Annotated in this window: 20 protein-coding genes and 1 pseudogene; all 21 read left to right on the top strand. The window is 37.7% G+C overall.

What is annotated here, in order from left to right; translation table 11 throughout:
* Positions 1-525 precede the first annotated feature (525 nt).
* Positions 526-741, top strand: a pseudogene (locus CD112_RS13890) (hypothetical protein); the annotation flags it as partial.
* 482 nt (positions 742-1,223) lie between these two features.
* Entirely contained in the window at positions 1,224-1,916 is a 693-nt protein-coding gene (locus CD112_RS12295; protein ID WP_081600409.1) for a DUF5079 family protein, read from the top strand.
* A 305-nt stretch (positions 1,917-2,221) separates the two neighbouring features.
* The gene (locus CD112_RS12290; protein WP_061054925.1) at positions 2,222-2,821 is read left to right on the top strand and encodes a DUF5080 family protein; all 600 of its coding nucleotides are present in this window, start codon (positions 2,222-2,224) and stop codon (positions 2,819-2,821) included.
* A gap of 72 nt (positions 2,822-2,893) precedes the next feature.
* On the top strand, positions 2,894-3,217 hold the full coding sequence (locus tag CD112_RS12285) for a hypothetical protein (protein WP_231911549.1): 324 nt from the start codon (positions 2,894-2,896) through the stop codon (positions 3,215-3,217).
* 102 nt (positions 3,218-3,319) lie between these two features.
* The gene (locus tag CD112_RS12280; protein WP_002481904.1) at positions 3,320-3,538 is read left to right on the top strand and encodes a hypothetical protein; all 219 of its coding nucleotides are present in this window, start codon (positions 3,320-3,322) and stop codon (positions 3,536-3,538) included.
* 408 nt (positions 3,539-3,946) lie between these two features.
* Positions 3,947-5,980, top strand: a complete 2,034-nt coding sequence (metG, locus tag CD112_RS12275) for a methionine--tRNA ligase (RefSeq protein ID WP_257243559.1) — start codon at positions 3,947-3,949, stop codon at positions 5,978-5,980.
* A gap of 149 nt (positions 5,981-6,129) precedes the next feature.
* Positions 6,130-6,903, top strand: a complete 774-nt coding sequence (locus tag CD112_RS12270) for a TatD family hydrolase (protein WP_061054924.1) — start codon at positions 6,130-6,132, stop codon at positions 6,901-6,903.
* 530 nt (positions 6,904-7,433) lie between these two features.
* Complete coding sequence (gene rnmV, locus CD112_RS12265) at positions 7,434-7,985, top strand: ribonuclease M5 (protein WP_061054923.1); 552 nt, start codon at positions 7,434-7,436, stop codon at positions 7,983-7,985.
* Between the two features lie 3 nt (positions 7,986-7,988).
* Complete coding sequence (gene rsmA, locus CD112_RS12260) at positions 7,989-8,876, top strand: 16S rRNA (adenine(1518)-N(6)/adenine(1519)-N(6))-dimethyltransferase RsmA (protein ID WP_162496174.1); 888 nt, start codon at positions 7,989-7,991, stop codon at positions 8,874-8,876.
* A 99-nt stretch (positions 8,877-8,975) separates the two neighbouring features.
* The gene (gene veg, locus CD112_RS12255) at positions 8,976-9,239 is read left to right on the top strand and encodes a biofilm formation stimulator Veg (protein ID WP_002481909.1); all 264 of its coding nucleotides are present in this window, start codon (positions 8,976-8,978) and stop codon (positions 9,237-9,239) included.
* A 519-nt stretch (positions 9,240-9,758) separates the two neighbouring features.
* Positions 9,759-10,613: a 4-(cytidine 5'-diphospho)-2-C-methyl-D-erythritol kinase gene (gene ispE, locus CD112_RS12250; protein ID WP_023016276.1), complete on the top strand. Its 855-nt coding sequence runs from the start codon at positions 9,759-9,761 to the stop codon at positions 10,611-10,613.
* Between the two features lie 16 nt (positions 10,614-10,629).
* Positions 10,630-11,454, top strand: coding sequence for a pur operon repressor (purR, locus tag CD112_RS12245; protein ID WP_002481911.1), 825 nt, complete (start codon positions 10,630-10,632; stop codon positions 11,452-11,454).
* 16 nt (positions 11,455-11,470) lie between these two features.
* Complete coding sequence (locus CD112_RS12240; RefSeq protein ID WP_002481912.1) at positions 11,471-11,851, top strand: RidA family protein; 381 nt, start codon at positions 11,471-11,473, stop codon at positions 11,849-11,851.
* Between the two features lie 64 nt (positions 11,852-11,915).
* Positions 11,916-12,233: a septation regulator SpoVG gene (gene spoVG / locus CD112_RS12235; RefSeq protein ID WP_002481913.1), complete on the top strand. Its 318-nt coding sequence runs from the start codon at positions 11,916-11,918 to the stop codon at positions 12,231-12,233.
* A gap of 269 nt (positions 12,234-12,502) precedes the next feature.
* Positions 12,503-13,867: a bifunctional UDP-N-acetylglucosamine diphosphorylase/glucosamine-1-phosphate N-acetyltransferase GlmU gene (glmU, locus tag CD112_RS12230; RefSeq protein ID WP_002481914.1), complete on the top strand. Its 1,365-nt coding sequence runs from the start codon at positions 12,503-12,505 to the stop codon at positions 13,865-13,867.
* A gap of 102 nt (positions 13,868-13,969) precedes the next feature.
* Positions 13,970-14,935, top strand: a complete 966-nt coding sequence (locus tag CD112_RS12225; RefSeq protein ID WP_002481915.1) for a ribose-phosphate diphosphokinase — start codon at positions 13,970-13,972, stop codon at positions 14,933-14,935.
* A 240-nt stretch (positions 14,936-15,175) separates the two neighbouring features.
* Positions 15,176-15,826: a 50S ribosomal protein L25/general stress protein Ctc gene (locus tag CD112_RS12220; RefSeq protein WP_002481916.1), complete on the top strand. Its 651-nt coding sequence runs from the start codon at positions 15,176-15,178 to the stop codon at positions 15,824-15,826.
* A 187-nt stretch (positions 15,827-16,013) separates the two neighbouring features.
* Positions 16,014-16,586: an aminoacyl-tRNA hydrolase gene (gene pth, locus CD112_RS12215; protein ID WP_002481917.1), complete on the top strand. Its 573-nt coding sequence runs from the start codon at positions 16,014-16,016 to the stop codon at positions 16,584-16,586.
* Between the two features lie 5 nt (positions 16,587-16,591).
* Positions 16,592-20,101, top strand: a complete 3,510-nt coding sequence (gene mfd / locus CD112_RS12210; protein ID WP_373364864.1) for a transcription-repair coupling factor — start codon at positions 16,592-16,594, stop codon at positions 20,099-20,101.
* Positions 20,091-21,626 carry a polysaccharide biosynthesis protein gene (locus CD112_RS12205; protein WP_061054919.1) on the top strand — a complete coding sequence of 512 codons (1,536 nt, stop codon included), beginning with the start codon at positions 20,091-20,093 and terminating at the stop codon, positions 21,624-21,626. The genes mfd and CD112_RS12205 overlap by 11 nt, the downstream gene beginning before the upstream one ends.
* A complete protein-coding gene (locus CD112_RS12200; protein WP_060804579.1) occupies positions 21,626-22,819 on the top strand; it encodes a MazG nucleotide pyrophosphohydrolase domain-containing protein in 1,194 nt (397 codons plus the stop codon). Before CD112_RS12205 ends, CD112_RS12200 begins: the two co-directional genes overlap by 1 nt.
* Position 22,820: the final 1 nt, after the last annotated feature.

The following is a 22,820-nucleotide window of genomic DNA, read 5'->3' as shown; positions in this document are numbered from 1 at the left end:
ATACTTTATTGTTGGGAAATTAAATAATTATAAATTATTTGGTTGCTGAGTTGTAGGAATAACATTTATGTTAATAAGTTATATAGCTAATGTCTCTAGCATACTGTTGTTTTTTAGACATCCAGATCGATACAAAGGTGAAACAAGAAGAGATAGAAATAATCAAAAAATAATTTGGGTTACATCAATCCAAATTATTTCATGGTGTGTATATATTCAAAAGATCATTGAGTTTTTAACTATTCCAAACGCGAAAGATAACAAATTCATAATAAACGCAACTAATTTTTTAATACTAATATCGAACGTTTTCACATTTGTGATTTTTTGGGGGTTGTGAATGCTAAGCTAGATTATGAAAAAGAACATAATATAAATAGTGAAATGAAAAATGATTGAGTTATTCCAACTAGATGTAACTGTTGTATATATTAACTATATTATATGAAATCTGTGCAAATTAGAATGAAAGAGGTGAGTGATTCGCAGATGATGTATAGACCTGTAGTTTGAAAAGAATATTTAGATTATAACGTGTTGGAACTGGGAAAATGCACGAAACACTTTGTAGAACTTATGATGAGTTATGGATTGAATAAGAAAGGATTATTAATTTTTGTGTACACACGGTTTATGAAAGATAACCGAGTGAATGTTACTTTAATGATGGCGACTTATACACAATTTGTGACCAGTGATGACTTAGAATTTAGAACGTTCTTTATATTGATCAGATGTTAGAAGGGCGATTAAAGATCAATCAATATGAAACTGAAGAAAAAGAAGTTTTAGCTGAAATTGAAGGTTTTGCGAAAAATATCAATTTCAACTTGTATCACCGTATTATCACGTTATTCACGAAATGGATGACATGAGTTAGGTTGATATCAAAGTAAAGGTAATGGAAATGTAGGAAAAAACATATGATATATTTATTGCTAATTTTAAAGGGTAATTCTCTTCTTGGGTTTGTAAAAATGATTTGCATAAGGCTAATAGAAAGTTTGAATCTATAAGAATATTTGAGATTGAACATAAATAGGTTGTTTATGATGAGAAAGATAAAAAATTGACATGATCGCTTCAGTTCAACGAAGACGTAGAACCCCTGCCCAAACTTATCGGCAGTATATTGGTTATGCCTTTTTCTTACATTCAAAGTTGGTAGTGCTTTGGCAGGTGGATTTGGCAAAAGCTTGGTAGCATATTTTAAATAAGGATGGATGGAAACGATGGAAGATTTGTATAGAAAATTAAGAACACCAGTTTCTCAAATTGTAGCTTTATTTGCTTTAGGATTTTTATTGTTTAGTTTTGTGCCGTATTTATATGGTGGTCCCAAAATTGCAGGATTACCTAATCATCTTAAAATTGTAACAGGAATAGAAATACTAATTTGTTTAATTAGCTTGTTGCCTATTTTTATAAAAAAGCAACCTAAAAATTATGAAAGCTTCCAAAAAAAATTAAGAATTAGTACAGGTGTATGTGTGTTATCATTTTATAATTTTACCTTTGTACTCTATAACGCATTTTATATAATTGCATCCCATCAAGGTTATAATTTGTATGGAATATGGATTATTGGTATATCTGCTATGGTATTAAGTTATTTTGCTCATATAGGGAGTATTTTACTTTTTTTGAGGCATCCTGATAAATACAAAGGAAAAACGAGAAAAGAAAGAAACAATAGAAAATTTATTTGGATAATCAGCGTGCAATTATTGTCATGGATAGTTTATGCTCAAAAAATAGTAGAGTTCATTTTGGTTCCAAATGTTTGGGATAATAGCTTTTTAATAAATGTTACTAACTTTACTATACTTTCTATTAATGCAACATGTATCATTATTTTTAATGAATATATCAAAGCGGAAATGGAGTACAGGAAAAAATATGATTTAAAAGAGTAATACCAATATATAATATAAAATATTAGTTGATTCATGTTCTAATGGTAAACAATCATTTTTAAATGTTTTATTTTTAAAACTTCATATTCTGATTTCGAAGAATTATAAACTGGCAGAAGTAAATTCTTTCTTCAAAAAATAAATTCTAAAATTAAGTCCTGCCAATAAAAAAAGAAGTAAAAGCATTATAGAATTAGATGTTCTAATCATGCCTAATTTGGCAAAGGTAGAATTTTCAGTTGAACCTGAGTATTGGCAAGGTGAGATGTTGAAAGTAAAGGTTATGGAAATGTAGGAGAAAACATATGACATATTTATTATTAATTTTAATGGCAGGTTTGTATTACGTGGTGTATATTACTTCGGTAATGTATGCGGAAGGAATTAAATTACTGCAATGGGTTGCCTATGGTATATCTGCGTTAATCTTTTTGATTACATTCTTCTTTGTAGATTCTAGTTTTAGTTCATTACAGAATTACATACTTGTGCTCAATATAAGTGTAGTGGTATACGGATGGATGGCGATTAAATCGTTTTGGACACGTCCTTATAAAGTGAAGCTAAGAAGTTTGGATCCTCTCTCAGAACATTCAGTAACTAAGGAACAGTATGAAGACATTGAAAGTATTCAAATTAATCTTGCTTCATCTAAGTATAAAGGTATTATTTCAGCAATTATCTCTATTGTTTGTATGATTGCGATTAAATTAAAGTTAACACCTGTTTTAAAAGATGATTTAGCAGGCGGTATTTTCACAATAGGTCTTATCCTATTTTTAATGGTTATTATTTATTTGGTTATTGATATTGTATTAGCAGTTAGAAGAAGAAAATTTTCGTTTATCACACTCAGACCGTTAGGAACGTTGGTTTTGTTAATCTTCTATTCAATCATTATTTAACAATTTAAACCGAAGGAGTAAACTATGTAGAAAATTTGTTTGATGAGTTTATGCCTATTGATGGTTATCGTAATGGGTTGCGCGAAGGGGGATCCTCTTCCTGGTTCTGTAAAAAATGATTTGCATAAGGCTGATAGAAAGTTAGAAGCTGTAAAAATATTTGGAATTGATCATAAAAATGTTGTTTATGATAAGAAAGATAAAATATTGACTGTGCCGTTTCACTTCAACGAAGACGTAGACCTCCCGACTAAACTCATCGGCAGCATGTCATCCATGCCTTTCTCTGGAAATGATGACGTCGACCAAGTAGTAGTGAAGTATGAATTCAAAGATCAAAAACATGAGTTGCATTACAAAAAAGACGCACAAGGTTCACTGAAAAGAGTGAAATAACTGCTTCATAGGAACGGACACACGTGTGTATTCCTAAATGAGTAGATAGGTGTGTCCTGTTCCTAAAAAGCAGGAGAATAAACATATAAGGAGCGCAACAACATGGCAGAAAAAGTGAAAGAAGCAGGAAAAACATTAAAAGTTTGGGCTTGGGTTTTTATTGTCCTCTCATTAATTATGCCAATCTTTGGAGTTGGAAGTATTATTTGTAGTGCGAAATACAAAAAATACCAACAAGAACAAGGCGGAAAATTATTAAATATCGCAATCATCGTTACAGTGGTCAGTGTGACGTTTGCGATTATAAGATTATTTACTTAATTTCTCAGCAACAGAACGCTTTCTCGGGTTCTGTTGCTTTTATCAATACAAGGGGTTGATTAAGGAATAATAAATCAAATGAATACGTTTAGTGCAGATAATAGGTGATATAGTCAGCTTATTTCCTATTAATAATCACTAACCAAGAAAAAACTACATCAAATCGTTTTGGCTCATAAATAAACATTTGTGAGTTTCTTTTTATTTTTATGTCAATTTTACATAATCAACATCGTCTCTATATGCACCGTTCATTAGAATTGTTACAATATATACATATGGAATCAAATCAGTCGAACTTATATGAAGAGTACAAGGACTTATTTTGCGTTAGAAGTCATGTTGAGTGTGTTTCTGAGACTGTCATGACGGGGACTCTGCATTGAAATCAATACTGAATTTAGATATATTAATTATGTAAGATACAAGGAGGAGCATGGAATGGCGAAAGATACATTTTATATAACAACACCTATTTATTACCCGAGTGGTAAATTACACATTGGGCATGCCTATTCAACTGTAGCAGGCGACGTCATTGCGCGCTACAAACGCATGCAAGGCTATGATGTACGTTATTTGACAGGTACAGACGAACATGGCCAAAAAATTCAAGAAAAGGCACATAAAGCTGGCCTTACAGAATTAGAATACCTAGATGACATGATTAAAGGTATTAAAGCGTTATGGGAAAAATTAGAGATTTCAAATGATGACTTTATCAGAACAACTGAAAAACGTCACAAAGAAGTTGTAGAGAAAGTCTTTGAACGTCTATTAGCACAAGGTGATATTTACCTTGGTGAATATGAAGGCTGGTATTCTGTACCGGATGAAACTTACTATACAGAATCTCAACTTGATGATCCAGAATACGATAATGATGGCAATATTATTGGTGGTAAAAGCCCAGATTCTGGACATGAAGTAGAATTAGTTAAAGAAGAAAGTTACTTCTTCAATATTTCTAAATATGCGGATCGCTTATTAGAATTCTATGATGCGAACCCTGAATTCATTCAACCTCCTTCTCGTAAGAACGAAATGATTAACAACTTTATTAAACCAGGATTAACAGACTTGGCTGTCTCACGTACGACATTTGATTGGGGCGTACAAGTACCGTCTAATCCTAAACACGTTGTTTACGTATGGATTGATGCGTTGGTGAACTATATTTCAGCTCTTGGTTATTTATCAGATGATGATAGCCTATTCCAAAAATATTGGCCGGCTGATTTACACTTAATGGCGAAAGAAATTGTGCGTTTCCACTCTATCGTGTGGCCGATCTTATTAATGGCGCTAGACTTACCGCTTCCAAAACGCGTCTTCGCACACGGTTGGATTTTAATGAGAGACGGTAAAATGAGTAAATCTAAAGGTAACGTCGTAGATCCGAACGTATTAATCGATCGTTATGGCTTAGATGCGACACGTTACTACTTAATGCGAGAATTACCATTTGGTTCTGACGGTGTCTTCACACCAGAAGCGTTCGTTGACCGTACAAACTTTGATTTAGCCAATGACTTAGGTAACTTAGTCAACCGTACGATTGCGATGATCAACAAATACTTCGGCGGCGAGTTGCCTGCGTATGAAGGACCAAAACATGACTTAGATGCTGAGATGGAACAATTCGCATTAGATACAGTCAAAGAATACCATCAAAATATGGAAAACTTACAGTTCTCTGTTGCACTTTCAACAGTATGGAAGTTCATCAGCCGTACGAATAAATATATTGATGAAACAACACCATGGATTTTAGCTAAAGATGACAGCCAAAGAGAAATGCTTGGCAACGTGATGGCACACTTAGTGGAAAATATCCGCTTCGCAGCTGTCTTATTACGCCCATTCTTAACACACGCACCACGTGAAATCTTTGCGCAATTACACATCAATAGTCCTGAACTATATGAACTAGACAGCTTAAATTCATATGGTGCATTAACTGAACCGATTACAGTAACTGAAAAACCTAAACCGATTTTCCCTCGTTTAGATACAGAAGCAGAAGTGGCATTTATTAAAGACTCAATGCAAGGTTCAGCACCACAAGCTGAAGAAGCAAAAGAAGAAACAAAAGAGGAAGCACAAGAAGACGCGAAACCTCAAATCACAATTAAAGATTTCGATAAAGTTGAAATCAAAGCTGCAACAGTAATGGATGCAGAAAATGTGAAGAAATCAGATAAACTCTTAAAAATTCAAGTAGATTTAGGCGAAGAACAACGCCAAATCGTTTCAGGTATCGCAAAATTCTATGAACCTGATGATATTATCGGTAAAAAAGTCGCAGTTGTGACGAACTTGAAACCAGCAAAATTAATGGGCCGTAAATCAGAAGGTATGATTCTATCAGCAGAAAAAGACGGTGTCTTAACACTGGTCAGCTTGCCGAATGCGATTCCTAACGGTGCAGTGATTAAATAATTGAACAATCAAGACAAGCGGCTTGCAGCGAATGCTGTTTGAGCCGCTTCTTTGACGCTAAATCATACTTTGAAATGTTTCATAGAAAGAATGGGTATAATCATAGTGTATGAACACTGAGAAAAGCAGTAATGAAAGGAGTACACATCATGTTAATTGATACACATGTACATTTAAACGCAGAACAATATGATGAAGATTTACAAGAAGTCATCGACCGTGCAAGAAACGCAGGTGTCGATCGCATGTTTGTCGTTGGATTTGATACACCAACGATTGAACGTGCGATGGAACTTGTGGAACAATATGATTTCTTATATGCGATTATTGGTTGGCATCCAGTGGATGCGATTGATTACACAGAAGAACGTGAACAATGGATTGAAAAATTAGCCGAGCACCCTAAAGTGATCGGCATCGGTGAAATGGGCTTAGACTATCACTGGGATAAATCACCAAAAGATGTTCAAAAAGAAGTGTTCCGTAAACAAATCGCACTCGCAAAACGTGTGAACTTGCCGATTGTCATTCATAATCGTGAAGCGACACAAGATTGTGTGGATATTCTAATGGAGGAACACGCAGAAGAAGTTGGCGGTATTATGCATAGTTTCAGCGGTTCACCTGAAATCGCAGATGTCGTGATTAATAAACTCGGCTTCTATATTTCATTAGGCGGACCTGTCACTTTCAAAAATGCGAAACAGCCTAAAGAAGTCGCAAAACATGTGCCATTAGATCGTCTATTAGTAGAAACAGATGCACCTTATTTATCACCGCACCCTTATAGAGGTAAACGTAACGAACCGATGCGCGTGACATTAGTTGCGGAACAAATCGCAGAATTACGCGGTATCAGTTACGAAGAAGTTGCAAAACAAACGACTGAAAATGCGGAAAGATTATTTAACTTAAATCAATAATATAAAGAGAAAGCGCCGTTCTACATCAGAAGGGCGCTTTCGTCATGTTTGAATGTATCATTTTTATGATATTAAAATCATATTTTTATATAAGAATATAAGCTCTGTTCATATTGTAACCTTTTCAAGCAAGTTGGATAGATGGTGGCTAATCCATTCAAAGGGCTGATGTCTATGATGCACAACTCCAGAGAGGATACACGATGAGTGATTATGAATGCTTATGGTCTTCTTGACGATGATAGGTTTAATCCTTGTGAGTAGTCAACAAAGGAAATAAAGGCATAAAAAATAACCATCCAACTTTGGTTGAATAGCTATAACATTCGCCATCTCTTTTTAACGGGCCCAGAGTGATAACATGTTAGCGCATGTTGTTTTCCATCTTAATGTAAATAATAAAGATTTCGGCTTTGGACGTCAAAATATATAATTAAACAAGATACGATATAACGTGACGATGTTTTATTTTTCATGCTGACAGATATGGTATAGTATTAAAGTTAACACTGTGAAAGGTGACGAAAGCGATGAAAATAAATGAGTTTATTGTGGTAGAAGGCCGCGATGATACAGAGCGTGTTAAACGTGCAGTAGAGTGCGATACGATAGAAACAAATGGCAGTGCCATTAATGCAGAAACGTTAGGTGTGATTCGATATGCGCAAGAAACAAGAGGTGTAATTGTTTTAACAGACCCAGATTTCCCGGGTGATAAAATTCGAAATACGATTCGTGATCATGTACCAGGTGTGAAACATGCGTATATTGATCGTGAACAAGCGAAAAATAAACGTGGTAAAATCGGGGTGGAACATGCCTCATTTGAAGCCATCAGAGAAGCGTTAATGCATGTATCTTCGCCCTTTGAAGAAGGCATGGAATCTATCAGCAAAGCTGTTTTGATTGATTTAGGTTTAATTGTCGGGCCTGATGCGCGTCATAAACGAGAAGTATTAGGGCGTAAATTACATATTGGTCATTCCAACGGCAAACAACTTTTAAAGAAATTAAATGCGTTTGGTTATACAGAAGCAGATGTCAGAGCTGCTTTGAATGAAGATAAAGGAAGTGAAACGTAAGTGATGAAAAAAGATATAGCAACACCGACACGTACGCGTGCCTTGTTAGATAAATATCAATTCGATTTTAAGAAGAGTTTAGGTCAAAACTTCTTAATTGATGTGAATATTATTCATAAAATTATCGAAGCGAGCAACATTGACGAAACAACGGGTGTTATTGAAGTCGGTCCTGGTATGGGGTCTTTAACAGAACAATTAGCGAAACATGCGAAAAAAGTCGTAGCATTTGAAATTGACCAACGCTTGATTCCTGTTTTAGATGATACTTTGTCAGATTATGACAATGTGACTGTGATTAATGAAGACATTTTAAAAGCAAATGTGGTAGATGCAGTGCAAACACATTTTTCAGACAGCGATAAGATTATGGTCGTTGCGAACTTACCGTATTATATAACGACACCTATTTTATTGAACTTGATGTCTCAGTCTTTACCGATTGATGGCTATGTGGTGATGATGCAGAAAGAAGTCGGAGAACGCTTAAATGCGGCTGTCGGCACGAAAGCTTATGGTTCATTATCGATTGTGGCGCAGTATTATACTGAAACATCTAAAGTACTGACTGTGCCTAAAACAGTCTTTATGCCACCTCCGAATGTAGATTCGATTGTGGTTAAACTGATGAAACGTACTGAACCGATTGTCTCTGTAGACGATGAAGATCGCTTCTTTAAAATGACAAAAGCAGCATTCAGCCAACGTCGAAAAACAATCGCAAATAATTATCAAAGCTTATTTTTCGATGGTAAAAAACTGAAAGACAAGATTAAAACTTGGCTAGATGAGAGTGGAGTTGATCCAAGACGTCGTGGAGAAACATTATCTATTAAAGAATTTGCGAATTTGTACACTAACTTGAAAAATTTCCCGGAATTAGAGTTTTAAAATATTGACATGCTGCCCGTCGATTGTTAAAATTTAAATTTTATTTGACTGAATCGCTATAAATGTGTTATAATACAATTTGTAGCGAGGTGGAGCAATATGCCAAAATCAATTTGGGAAATCAAAAATGCACTTGAGTGTCATTTAGGAAACCGTATTGTACTTAAAGCAAATGGTGGTCGTAAAAAAACAATCGAACGTTGCGGCGTGTTATCAGAAACATATCCAGCGGTATTCGTTGTTGAATTAGACCAAGATAAACACAACTTTGAACGTGTATCTTATACATACACTGATGTGTTGACAGAAAACGTCCAAGTTTCGTTTGTGGATGAAAATCACCAGGATGCAGTTGCACACTAGAATATCATAACATTGAAGCTATATGCTTCGTATAAAAAAGAGGAATCCTGAATCAGGATTCCTCTTTTTTATTTTGCTTTATTTTAGGTTTGAGGACCTTCAGATCTCAAAGGTCTTCTGAATACTTGTACAGATTGCGCTAGCCATTATACAGAATTTTAAGTTTGTGGTAGTGGTTTTGCTATTTGCTGTGTAATGGTGCGGGTTGCTTTGTGAATCGAAAATTGGAATTCCTATGTAAATTTTAAATTTGTATGCATAGGTATGAAGTTGAGTAACAGCAAGTATCTCTTTACGAAGCGTGAATATAAAACATCTTCGCAACTTAGTTAAAACTTTTTCATTTTCATAACATTAAGCACTGTGATATATGGTAATGTTCGTGTTATAATAACACTAATGCAAATGATGAACGTCATTTTAATGCTGTGAAAGAAGAGGGAACCTCTCTCGTCGCCTGATAGGCGAAGCAGACATTTCTGAACTAAAGCAAATTTAACAGTAAAGGTGGGCGGTAAGATGATATATGAAAAGGCACCTGCCAAAATTAACTTCACTTTAGATGCACTTTATAAAAGAAATGATGGGTTTCATGAAGTTGAAATGGTAATGACAACGGTGGACTTGAATGACCGCGTTACTGTTGAAAAGCGTGAAGATCAACGTGTTGTTGTACAAGTGGATTATAATTTTGTGCCTGAAAACGCGAAGAATTTAGCGTATAAAGCAGCAATGCTGATGAAAGAAACATATCAAATCCAACAAGGTGTGACGATTGTACTGGAAAAGGAAATTCCAGTGTCAGCAGGCCTTGGCGGTGGTTCTGCTGATGCAGCAGCCACAATGCGTGCAATGAATCGGTTATTTGAACTTGGTTTGTCCTTAGATGATTTAAGTCGTTTGGCAAGTCAGGTCGGTTCCGATGTGCCTTTTTGTATTTACAGCAAAACAGCGGTATGTACAGGACATGGTGAAAAAGTACGCTTGTTGAAACGCCCACCGAAAGCTTGGGTAGTCATCGCAAAGCCAAACGTCGGCATTTCAACACCTTGTGTGTTTCAAGCGTTGCGTATTGAAGAAACACCGCAGCAAGCGACACAATCAGATGCATGTATCAAAGCAATTGAAGACGGAGATTATAAGCAAATCTGTGCATCGTTATCTAATAGCTTAGAAGCGATTTCCATGGACATGCATCCAGACATTCAAAAGCTGAAACAAAATATGCTTAACAGTGGTGCAGATGGCGCGTTGATGAGCGGCAGCGGCCCGACGGTATATAGCTTAGCGAAACATTATAAGCAAGCACAAAACATATATAACGCGGTTCACGGGTGCTGTAACGAGGTTTATTTAGTCAGATTACTAGGTTAAGAAAGGAAGGATTCTCTTGCGTTATAAACGAAGCGAACGCATTGTGTATATGACTCATTATTTGATGAGCCATCCAAACAAGTTGATACCATTGACGCATTTTGTGAAGAAATTTAAACAAGCGAAATCATCAATCAGTGAGGACATCCACATTGTTCGCGAAACCTTGCATAAAGAAAAGCTGGGTACAGTGATTACGACTGCAGGTGCAAGCGGTGGTGTGACATATCGTCCGACAATGAGCAAAGAAGAAGCAGAACAAGTGATTGATGAAGTGATTGTACATCTTCAAGAAAAAGAGCGCTTATTGCCAGGTGGATATTTATTCCTATCCGACTTGATGGGCAATCCAGAATTGTTGAATAAAGTTGGACGTTTGATTGCGACAATTTATATGGATGAAGACTTAGATGCGATTGTGACGATTGCGACAAAAGGGATATCTCTTGCCAATGCCGTAGCAAATGTATTAAATTTACCAGTAGTTGTTATTCGAAAGGATAATAAAGTAACTGAGGGTTCTACAGTCTCTATCAACTATGTATCGGGTTCTTCGCGCAAGATCGAAACAATGGTCTTGTCGAAACGCACATTAAAAGAAAATTCGAATGTATTAATTGTCGATGACTTTATGCGCGCGGGCGGCTCGATAAATGGCGTGATGAATTTAATGAATGAGTTTAAAGCGCATGTCAAGGGGGTATCAGTACTTGTAGAATCTAAAGAAGTCAAACAAAGATTGATTGAAGATTATACTTCCTTGGTAAGACTGTCTGATGTAGATGAATACAATCAGGACTTTAAAGTCGAACAAGGCAATGTTTTATCTAAATTCTCATAAAGGAGCGGTCAACAACATGAAGACGATTCACAGTAATAAAGCGCCTGAAGCTTTAGGCCCTTATTCACACGCAGTTGTCGTGAATGATTTGGTTTACACTTCAGGACAGATTCCACTAAATGAATTTAATGAACTTGTCAGTGATGAAGTACAGGTACAAACGCGTCAAGTACTTGAAAACCTTAAAGCGGTTTTACAAGAAGCGGGTGCCGATATGGATTCAGTGATTAAAGCAAATATCTTTATTAAAGATATGAACGATTTCCAAGAAATCAACGAAGTTTACGGCTTATACTTCGATGCGCATAAACCAGCAAGAAGCTGTGTGGAAGTTGCGCGTCTGCCAAAAGACGTAAAGGTTGAGATTGAGGTTATCGCTCAAGTTAAAGGAAAATAATTTTTAATTAAATATTGTAAGCTTCTATAAGACAATAGAGAGATATACTAGGGGGGCTCACTACATGAAAGTGACAGATGTAAGACTTAGAAAAATACAAACTGATGGAAGAATGAAAGCACTAGTGTCAATCACACTAGACGACGCATTCGTAGTCCATGATTTGCGTGTAATTGAAGGCAACTCAGGTCTATTCGTCGCAATGCCGAGCAAACGCACACCAGATGGTGAATTCCGTGACATCGCGCATCCGATTAATTCAGATATGAGACAAGAAATTCAAGATGCAGTGATGAAAGTATATGATGAAACTGATGAAGTCATTCCAGATAAGAATGCGAAACCATCAGAATCAGAAGATAATGATAACGAAGAAGCTTAATTAAAAGCTTAAAGATAGAAATGTAACTTTTAAACCCTCGGTCATGTGATCGAGGTTTTTTTATACCATTTGATGGGCTGGATAACTTGAATACACGAGTCTTTTTTATCGACGAACAATATTGTGTAAAATATTAAAAAGATATGCTATGATAAAACGGACTTGTTCAGCTTATCTCCTCAAACGGATGTAAGGGTGAGTCTTGAAAGTGCAACTTACCTTAATTTATAATAATAACGAAGTGTAAAATTATTGGAGGGTTCGCAGTCATGCAGAGATATGCGGTAGTATTAGCAGCTGGTAAAGGTACCAGAATGAAATCGAAACTTTACAAAGTGCTACATAAAGTAGCGGGCAAAAGTATGATTGAGCATGTGGTCGACAGCGTGAAACAAGCAGGAACAGATGAAATTGTCACAATCGTCGGACACGGTGCTGAAAGTGTGAAAGAAACTTTAGGAAGTCAATCATCTTATAGTTTCCAAGAGGAACAATTAGGTACAGCGCACGCTGTGAAAATGGCAGCTGATGAATTGAAAGGTAAAGAAGGCACAACGTTGGTCGTGTGCGGCGATACTCCGCTTATCACACCTGAAACATTAAAAGCTTTGGCAGATTACCATGAAGCACAACAAGCAGGTGTTACAGTGCTGTCTGCGACAGCTGACAATCCATTCGGATATGGTCGTATTGTCAGAGATCAAGATGGCCGTTTGGCTAAAATTGTAGAACAAAAAGATGCGACAGAAGCTGAACGCGAAATCGATGAAATCAGTACAGGTATTTTCGCATTCGATAATGTTTTATTATTCGAGTTATTAGAAAAAGTTAAAAACGATAATGCACAAGGTGAATATTATTTACCAGATGTCATTACGTTAGCGCTTGAAGCGGGTAAAATCGCAGACGCTTATCGTACAGATGACTTTGATGAAATTATGGGAGTGAACGACCGTGTTGCGTTAAGTAAAGCAGAAGCGGCTTATCGTGAACGAGTGAATGAGTATCATATGCGTAATGGTGTCACTTTAATTGATCCAGCTTCAACGTATATTGAAGCCGATGTACAAATTGGTATGGATACAATTATTGAACCAGGTGTGCATTTAGGTAAAGGCACTGTCATCGGTGAAGATACAGTTATCGGTCAATACTCAGATGTTAATAACAGTACTATCGGTAATCGTACGACAATTAAACAATCAGTGGTCAATGATGCGACAGTCGGCGATGATACAACAGTAGGTCCATTCGCACAATTAAGACCAAACGCACATTTAGGTAATGAAGTGAAAGTCGGCAACTTTGTCGAAGTGAAGAAAGCAGAACTTAAAGATGGTGCGAAAGTATCGCACTTAAGTTACATCGGAGATGCTGAAATCGGCGAACGTACGAATGTCGGTTGTGGTTCGATTACAGTCAATTACGATGGTAAAAATAAATTTAAAACAATTATCGGAAAAGATTCATTTATCGGTTGCAACACAAATCTAGTTGCACCTGTAACAGTCGGTGATGGTGTCTTAATCGCCGCTGGCTCAACGATTACAGACGATATTCCAAATGACAGTTTAGCCCTTGCACGCGCAAGACAAACAACAAAACCAGGCTATTTAAATAAAAATAACGACTAACAACTATTGATGTATCTTGTCCAATTCAGTAAAATTAAATAGGATGTTATGTATCAGTTCGACCTGAACGACGCATGAATGCAAATAAATGGAGGACTATAAATGTTAGCTAATGAATATAAAAATTCATCTTTAAAGATTTTCTCGTTGAAAGGAAATGAGCCGCTTGCACGTGAAGTAGCGGATAACATTGGAATTGAATTAGGGAAATGTTCGGTAAAACGTTTCAGTGACGGCGAAATCCAAATCAATATTGAAGAAAGTATCCGAGGTTGCGACGTCTTCATTATCCAACCTACATCTTATCCAGTTAACGTACATTTAATGGAACTGTTGATTATGATAGATGCATGTAAACGTGCTTCTGCGGCAACAATTAACATTGTGGTTCCTTATTATGGTTATGCACGTCAAGACCGTAAAGCACGCAGCCGTGAGCCGATTACTGCGAAATTAGTTGCTAACTTGATTCAAGTAGCAGGCGCAGACCGTATGATCGCTTTAGACTTGCACGCACCACAAATTCAAGGATTCTTCGATATTCCAATCGATCACTTAATGGGTGTACCGATTCTTGCGGAATACTTCAAGAGCAATCCTGATATCGACCCAGAAGAAACAGTTGTGGTTTCACCAGACCACGGCGGCGTGACACGCGCACGTAAATTAGCAGACATTTTGAAAACACCAATCGCAATTATCGACAAACGTCGTCCAAAACCAAACGTTGCAGAAGTTATGAATATCGTAGGTGATATTGATGGACGTACTGCAATTATCATTGACGACATTATCGACACAGCTGGAACAATCACATTAGCAGCACAAGCGTTGAAAGACAAAGGTGCTAAAGAAGTTTATGCTTGTTGTTCACACGCTGTACTTTCTGGACCAGCGAAAGAACGTATTGAAAACTCAGCAATCAAAGAATTGATTGTGACAAACTCAATCCGCCTTGACGATGGTCGCAAACCAGAAAACACAACTGAATTATCAATTGCTGGATTAATTGCTCAAGCAATCGTTCGTGTTTACGAAAGAGAATCAGTGAGTGTATTATTCGACTAATGATTAAAACTGCAGTCTTTGGCTGCAGTTTTTTCATTTTCACGGTATTAAATCAAATGAGCAGTTGACGTAATTTGTAAAAATGTGTATAATAATTCCGTTCGTGACTTTCTGTAACGAACATATCAAACACTTGCAAGCGGTCAAACAACCGATGGGCAAGTGCCGGAGAGATTGACTATTGAACGCTTATTATAAGCAACGATCTGATATCTCATATACGAAAGGTGGAAAAAGGAAATGGCTTCATTAAAGTCTATTATCCGTCAAGGTAAACAAAGACGTTCTGATTTAACAGCAATCAGAAACTCAGGTAAAGTACCAGCAGTTATGTATGGTTACGGCCAAAAAAACGTATCAGTTAAAGTTGATGAAGTAGAATTCATCAAAGTTATCCGTGAAGTTGGACGTAACGGTGTTATTGACTTAGGTGTAGGTTCTAAAACAATCAAAGTAATGGTAGCTGACTACCAATACGACCCACTTAAAAACCAAGTTACACACATCGACTTCTTAGCAATCAACATGACTGAAGAACGTACTGTTGAAGTACCTGTACACTTAGTTGGTGAAGCAGTAGGCGCTAAAGAAGGCGGCGTAGTTGACCAACCGTTATTCTACGTTGAAGTTACTGCAACTCCAGATAACATTCCTGAATATCTTGAAGCAGATATCACTGAATTAGAAATCGGTGACACTATCGCAGTTCAAGACTTGAAAGTAACAGGCGACTTCACAATCGAAAACGACCCTGAAGATACAGTTGTAACTGTAACACCTCCAACTCAAGGACCAAGCGAAGAAGAAATCCAAGAAGTTGAAGCAGGCGACGCTGATACTCCAGAACCAGAAGTTGTTGGAGAAAACAAAGAAGACGAAGAAGAAGAATAATTTTTTCTTATATTTGTGCCGTTCACATTTTTGTGTGATCGGCTTTTTTTATTGCGTCATATTACATGCTTTACGTGTCAGGGTTTATCCTGATTTGTGTTAATATAGGGAATAAAGCGATACATAGACATCGGTGTAGATGACCGATGCCAAATCAAAAGAAAAGAAGAGATGGAGGCAGAAAAGCATGAAGTGTATTGTCGGATTAGGCAATATCGGTAAACGATTTGAACAAACCAGACATAATATCGGGTTTGAAGTAATAGATTATTTATTGGAATCTAATCAATTAAAGTTAGATAAACAAAAATTCCGTGGCGCATATACGATTGAACGTGTCGCAGGTGACAAAGTATTATTCATTGAACCGATGACTTTGATGAACTTATCAGGAGAAGCTGTCGGTCCGTTAATGGATTACTATAATGTAGATGTTGAAGACTTATTAGTGCTCTATGATGATTTGGATTTAGCACAAGGACAAGTCCGTTTACGTCAAAAGGGCAGTGCCGGCGGTCATAATGGTATGAAATCGATTATTCAACATCTTGGTACAGATCAATTCAAACGTATCCGTATCGGTATCGGAAGACCGACCAACGGTATGTCTGTACCAGATTATGTCTTGCAGAAATTCTCAAAACAAGAAATGGAAACAATGCAAAAAGTAATAGAACATTCTGCACATGCGGTGGAAGATTTTATCGCGAGTTCGCGTTTCGACCATGTGATGAATGAATATAATGGTGAGGCTAAGTGAAATCAATAATTACAGATTATTTAAATAAAGATAAACGATATGAAGAGTTAAACGATGTATTTGGACATGAAAATGTCTTAGTCACTGGCTTATCCGGTGCAGCGAAAGCGACAGTAATGGCAGAAAAATATCTGTCTTCAAATCGCCCGATGGTCGTGGTGACAAATAACTTATACCAAGCAGATAAATTAGAAGCAGACTTACAACAGTATATCGACGCAGAAGACATATACAAATATCCGCTTCAAGACATCATGACTGAAGAATTCTCCACACAAAGTCCGCAGTTGATGAGCGAACGTGTGCGCACCCTTACTGCCTTAGCACAAGGCCAGCGAGGGTTCTTTATCATACCTTTGAACGGCCTAAAAAAACTACAGACGCCTGTAGAGATGTGGCAAAACCACCAAATCACTTTGAAAGTCGGAGATGACATTGATGTCGATGCATTCTTCAACAAACTCGTTAATATGGGTTATCGCAGAGAAAGTGTCGTGTCACATATCGGTGAATTCTCAGTTCGTGGGGGCATCATTGACATTTATCCATTGATTGGTGAACCTGTACGTATTGAACTTTTCGATACTGAAGTGGATTCAATTCGTCAATTTGATGTGGAAAGCCAACGTTCAGAAGCAAACCAAGACGATGTTCATATCACTTCAGCAAGTGACTATATCATCACAGAGGACGTCTTGAAACGTATTAAAACAGAACTTAAAACGGCTTATGAAACAACACGTCCTAAAATTGAAAAAGCTGTACGTCAAGATGTCAAAGATACGTATGAAAGCTTCTTACAATTTGATACGAACTTTATTGACCACCAAGTGATTCGTAGATTGGTCGCTTTTATGTACGAACAACCTGCGACATTGGTCGATTACATCAGTAATAATGCGATCATCGTCGTTGATGAATATAACCGTGTCAAAGATACAGAAGAAACATTGATGTCTGAAGTCAATGACTTTATGCAGCAGTTGATTGAAAGCGGTAAAGGGTTTATCGGTCAATATTTCTTAGACGATGATGCCTTTGAAAACTTGATTAAAACACGTAACATCACTTATTTCACACTGTTTACCGCAAGTATGCCAGTGAAATTAGATCACATTATCAAATTCTCAAGTAAACCTGTCCAACAATTCTATGGCCAATATGACATTATGCGTTCTGAATTCCAACGTTATATCAATAACGGTTATACGGTTGTGGTACTAGTCGAAACAGAAACGAAAAAAGAACGTGTCAAAGCCATGATGAATGAAATGCATATTCCGATTGTAGAAGCGGGTGCGAGTGCGAATATTCAAGGTGGACACGCAGTTATTGTCGAAGGCAGTCTATCTGAAGGCTTTGAGTTGCCTTATATGTCGCTTGCGGTCGTGACAGAACGCGAGTTGTTTAAATCTAAACAGAAAAAAGCGAAGAAACGTACACCGACGATGACTAACGCAGAACGCATCAAATCTTATCAAGACTTGAAAGTCGGCGATTATGTTGTTCATGTGCACCATGGTGTAGGGCGTTATTTAGGCGTTGAAACGCTTGAAGTCGGTGATGTACACCGAGACTATATTAAAATTCAATACAAGGGAACAGACCAACTCTTTGTGCCGGTTGATCAAATGGATCAAGTTCAAAAATATGTGGCATCAGAAGATAAAACGCCTAAATTAAATAAACTTGGCGGTACAGAGTGGAAGAAAACCAAAGCCAAAGTTCAACAGAGTGTTGAAGATATTGCGGATGAACTTATTGAACTGTATCGTGAGCGTGAGATGGCAGAAGGGCATCAATTCGGACCGGATACAGAACAACAACACGAATTCGAAATGGACTTCCCTTATGATTTAACAGCGGACCAAGCCAAATCTATTGATGAAATCAAAGAAGACATGGAGAAAGAACGTCCAATGGACCGCTTGTTATGTGGTGATGTCGGTTACGGTAAAACCGAAGTGGCATTACGTGCAGCTTTCAAAGCAGTCATGGAAGGGAAACAAGTCGCTTTCTTAGTACCAACGACTATTCTAGCGCAACAGCACTATGAAACGTTGTTGGAACGTATGCAAGATTTCCCGGTAAATATTCAATTGATGAGCCGCTTCCGTACACCTAAAGAAATCAAAGAAACGAAACAAGGTTTAAAAGACGGTACCATCGACATCGTGGTGGGTACACATAAATTACTCGCAAAAGATGTGAAGTATAAAGATTTAGGTCTATTAGTTGTCGATGAAGAACAACGCTTTGGTGTTCGTCATAAAGAACGAATTAAAACACTGAAAACGAATGTGGATGTTTTAACTTTAACAGCTACACCGATCCCAAGAACACTCCATATGAGTATGTTAGGGGTACGTGACCTGTCTGTGATTGAAACACCACCAGAAAACCGCTTCCCAGTCCAAACTTACGTGTTAGAACAAAACACGAACTTTATCAAAGAAGCTTTGGAGCGTGAACTTGCGCGTGGCGGTCAAGCGTTCTATCTATACAACCGTGTACAATCCATCTACGAAAAGAGAGAACAGCTTCAAATGTTGATGCCAGATGCGACCATTGGAGTGGCACATGGCCGTATGACAGAACGTGAACTAGAAGATACGATGATTGGTTTCGTCAATGGCGAATACGATATTTTAGTGACGACGACAATTATTGAAACAGGTGTCGATGTGCCGAATGCGAACACGTTGATTATTGAAGAAGCAGATCGCTTCGGTCTGAGCCAACTCTATCAATTGCGTGGACGTGTGGGTCGTTCTTCTCGTGTTGGTTATGCTTACTTCTTACATCCGACAAACAAAGTATTGTCAGAAACTGCAGAAGAACGCCTGCAAGCGATCAAAGAATTTACTGAACTCGGCAGTGGTTTCAAAATAGCGATGCGTGACTTGAATATCCGTGGTGCCGGTAATTTATTAGGGAAACAACAACACGGCTTTATCGATTCTGTCGGCTTCGACTTGTATTCACAAATGCTTGAAGAAGCGGTTAATGAAAAACGTGGTATTAAACAAGAAAGTGAAACACCAGAAATTGAAATTGAATTGAATATTGATGCGTACTTGCCGACATCTTATATACCGAATGAACAATCGAAAATTGAAATCTATAAGAAATTACGTCAGATTGAAACTGAAAATGAGTTAATGGATATCAAAGATGAACTTATCGACCGCTTCAACGATTATCCGGTTGAAGTAGAACGTCTATTAGACATCGTTGAAATCCGTATTCATGCCCTACATGTCGGCGTAACGCGAATTAAAGATACAGGCAAAGCGATTGAAATTTATCTATCTGAAAAAGGAACAGAAGATATCAATGGTGAAGCACTCTTTAAACAGACGTTGCCGCTTGGCAGAGATATGAAAGTTGGTGTGTCTGAAGGTGCGATGACTGTGACACTTATGAAAAATAAAAAAGCAGGTGCGTGGTTTGACCGCTTGAAATTCTTGATGAAAGCTTTAGAAGAAAGTATGGTCATTCCAGATGAAGCGTAAATCAGCCTTCAGCGGTGTCGTCATTCTGACTTTGGCGTTAGTGATGGTCAAAATACTGAGTGCGATATATCGTGTTCCATACCAAAACGTACTCGGTGATGCGGGGCTATATGCGTACCAACAAGTATATCCATTTTTGTCGCTTGCGACGATTTTATCGATGAATGCGATACCGAGTGCAGTGACGCAAAACTTCGGTGCACATTGGACGCATCGTAAAATCAGTCATGTCATGATTGGTATACAAGGTGTATGTTTCATCTTATTTGCGTTGATCTTCATTTTGGCACCTGTCATTGCTCATCTGATGGGTGATATGCATCTGACACCGATGATCCGTATGGCGAGTTGCAGTTTCTTGGTCGTCGGTTGTTTAGGTGTCTTGCGTGGCAGCTTCCAATCACGTCAACAAATGGATGCGCCGGCTTTTTCACAAGTCATTGAACAAATTGTGCGTGTCGGTATTATCTTGGTGTTGATTGTAGTGTTTGTTCAGTTGGATTGGTCGATTTATCGAGTAGGAACTTGGGCCATCTTAGCTTCAGCTTTAGGCTTCTTAGCGGCTACTATCTTCTTAAGTGTGAAACGACCGTTTCAATTTGAGTTTGCCTTGCGTGAAGATGAGATGACTAAAGTCGTATGGCAACGTTTGACTGCAGCGATTATTATCTTTTCAGCGAGTCACCTTATTGTGACGACGTGGCAATTGATGGACAGTTTCTCAGTGATTCGCACCCTGCAGTATTATGGCTTATCGTTTAAAGAAGCGATTGTGCAAAAAGGGACTTATGACCGTGGCGCATCTTTTATTCAAATCGGTTTAATTGTGACGACAACATTTTGTTTTGTGTTGATTCCTTTATTAACCAATGCGTTTGCGGAACAACGCTTTGAACGTATGAACCGATATGCGGATGCGACGTTGAAGATTACGATGACTATCAGTGTTGCGGCGGGCGCAGGATTAATGAATTTATTGCCTTTAATGAACCGTGTGTTCTTTAAAAATGATGTCTTAACCGCTACGCTCGTTATTTATATGTTGACGGTCATTTGTGTTTCGTTGATTATGGTGAATATTGCTTTGTTAGAAGTACGCAGACAATCTCGTTTGATTCTGATTGCTTTCGGCTTAGGTGCAGTTATAAAATTAATAATGAATTTTGTATTGATTCCGAACATCGGTATTATCGGGGCAAGTGTCAGTACGGTACTGTCATTATGTTTGTTTGCGTTTATCTTGCAGTGGCGAACGTTACAATTCTATCGCTTGCGTCACATGCGTAATTTTGTCTCGAAGCTGCTTGTGACAGTCGTTGCGATGACTGCGGCAGTACAGCTGATTATGTGGATGACACCGACAGAAGGGCGTTTAACAGGTATGGTAGAATTACTGCTTGCGGCGCTCGTTGGTGTTGCGGTGGTTATTATCGCGATTGCGACATTGAATTTATTAACTTATCGTGAATTGCAGCATATGCCGTTCGGAGATAAATTATACCGTTTGAAGAAAGGACGAAAATGATGAGTCATACCATTACAATTGTAGGTTTAGGCAACTATGGTTTAGATGAATTGCCTTTAGGGATTTACCGCTATTTGACCCAGCAAACTCATATTTATGCACGTACACTAGATCATCCTGTGGTTGAGGCGCTAAAAACAGAAGTACCGCAATTAGAGTGGTCAAGTTTTGACCCAGTATATGAAGCACATGATGCGTTTGAAGCAGTGTACCAAGCGATTGTTGATCAATTAATTGAAGCGGCACAACAAGAAAATGTCGTTTATGTGGTGCCAGGTCATCCGCGTGTGGCTGAAACGACAACAGCGTTGCTGACAGCCTATGCGCAGTCACATCCAGAGGTTGAAGTGAAAGTGCTTGGCGGTAAAAGTTTCATTGATGATGTGTTTGAAGCGGTACAAGTGGACCCAAATGAAGGCTTCACTTTACTAGATGGAACAGCTTTAAAAGCAGAACAGCTGAATATCCGTACGCATACGTTGATCACGCAAGTGTATAGCGCAATGACAGCAGGAGATTTAAAGCTGACATTGATGGAGCGTTATCCTGATGATTATAGCGTTTATATTGTAGATGGCGCCCGTAACACAGGAGCGACATTAATTGAGACGCCTCTATACGAATTAGATCGTCATGATATCTTCAGTAATTTAACAAGCGTCTTTATTCCGCGTATTGAAGATGAAACTTTAATGCATGGTGATTTTGATTATGCGGTTAAAGTGATTGATACGTTAGTAGATGATGATAAAGGTTGCCCTTGGGATAAAGTACAAACACACGAAACATTGAAACGTTATCTTTTAGAAGAGACATTTGAATTATTTGAAGCCATCGATCATGAAGATGACTGGCATATGATTGAAGAACTGGGCGATATCTTGTTGCAAGTGCTGTTGCATGCGGCTATCGGCAAAAAAGAAGGTTATATTGATATCACTGAAGTGATTGAAAGTTTAAATGATAAAATGATTCGACGTCATCCGCATGTGTTTGCGGACGCAAAAGCAGAAAATATCGAAGACTTAAAAGGTATTTGGTCAGAAGCAAAAGCGAAAGAAGGCAAAACGCCGCGTGTGAAATTTGAGAAAGTATTTGCAGACCATTTTATGACGTTGTATGATGAAGTCAAAAATAAAGACTATAGTGAAGCGGAATTAAAAGCTTTGTTGGAAAAGAAAGAAGGGGAATAAC

Origin of the sequence: Staphylococcus simulans (genome assembly GCF_002902285.1) — a bacterium.
In the GTDB taxonomy this organism is placed as follows: domain Bacteria; phylum Bacillota; class Bacilli; order Staphylococcales; family Staphylococcaceae; genus Staphylococcus; species Staphylococcus simulans.
Note: the sequence above shows the minus strand (reverse complement) of the source record. Positions and strands in the feature narration are given on the sequence as shown.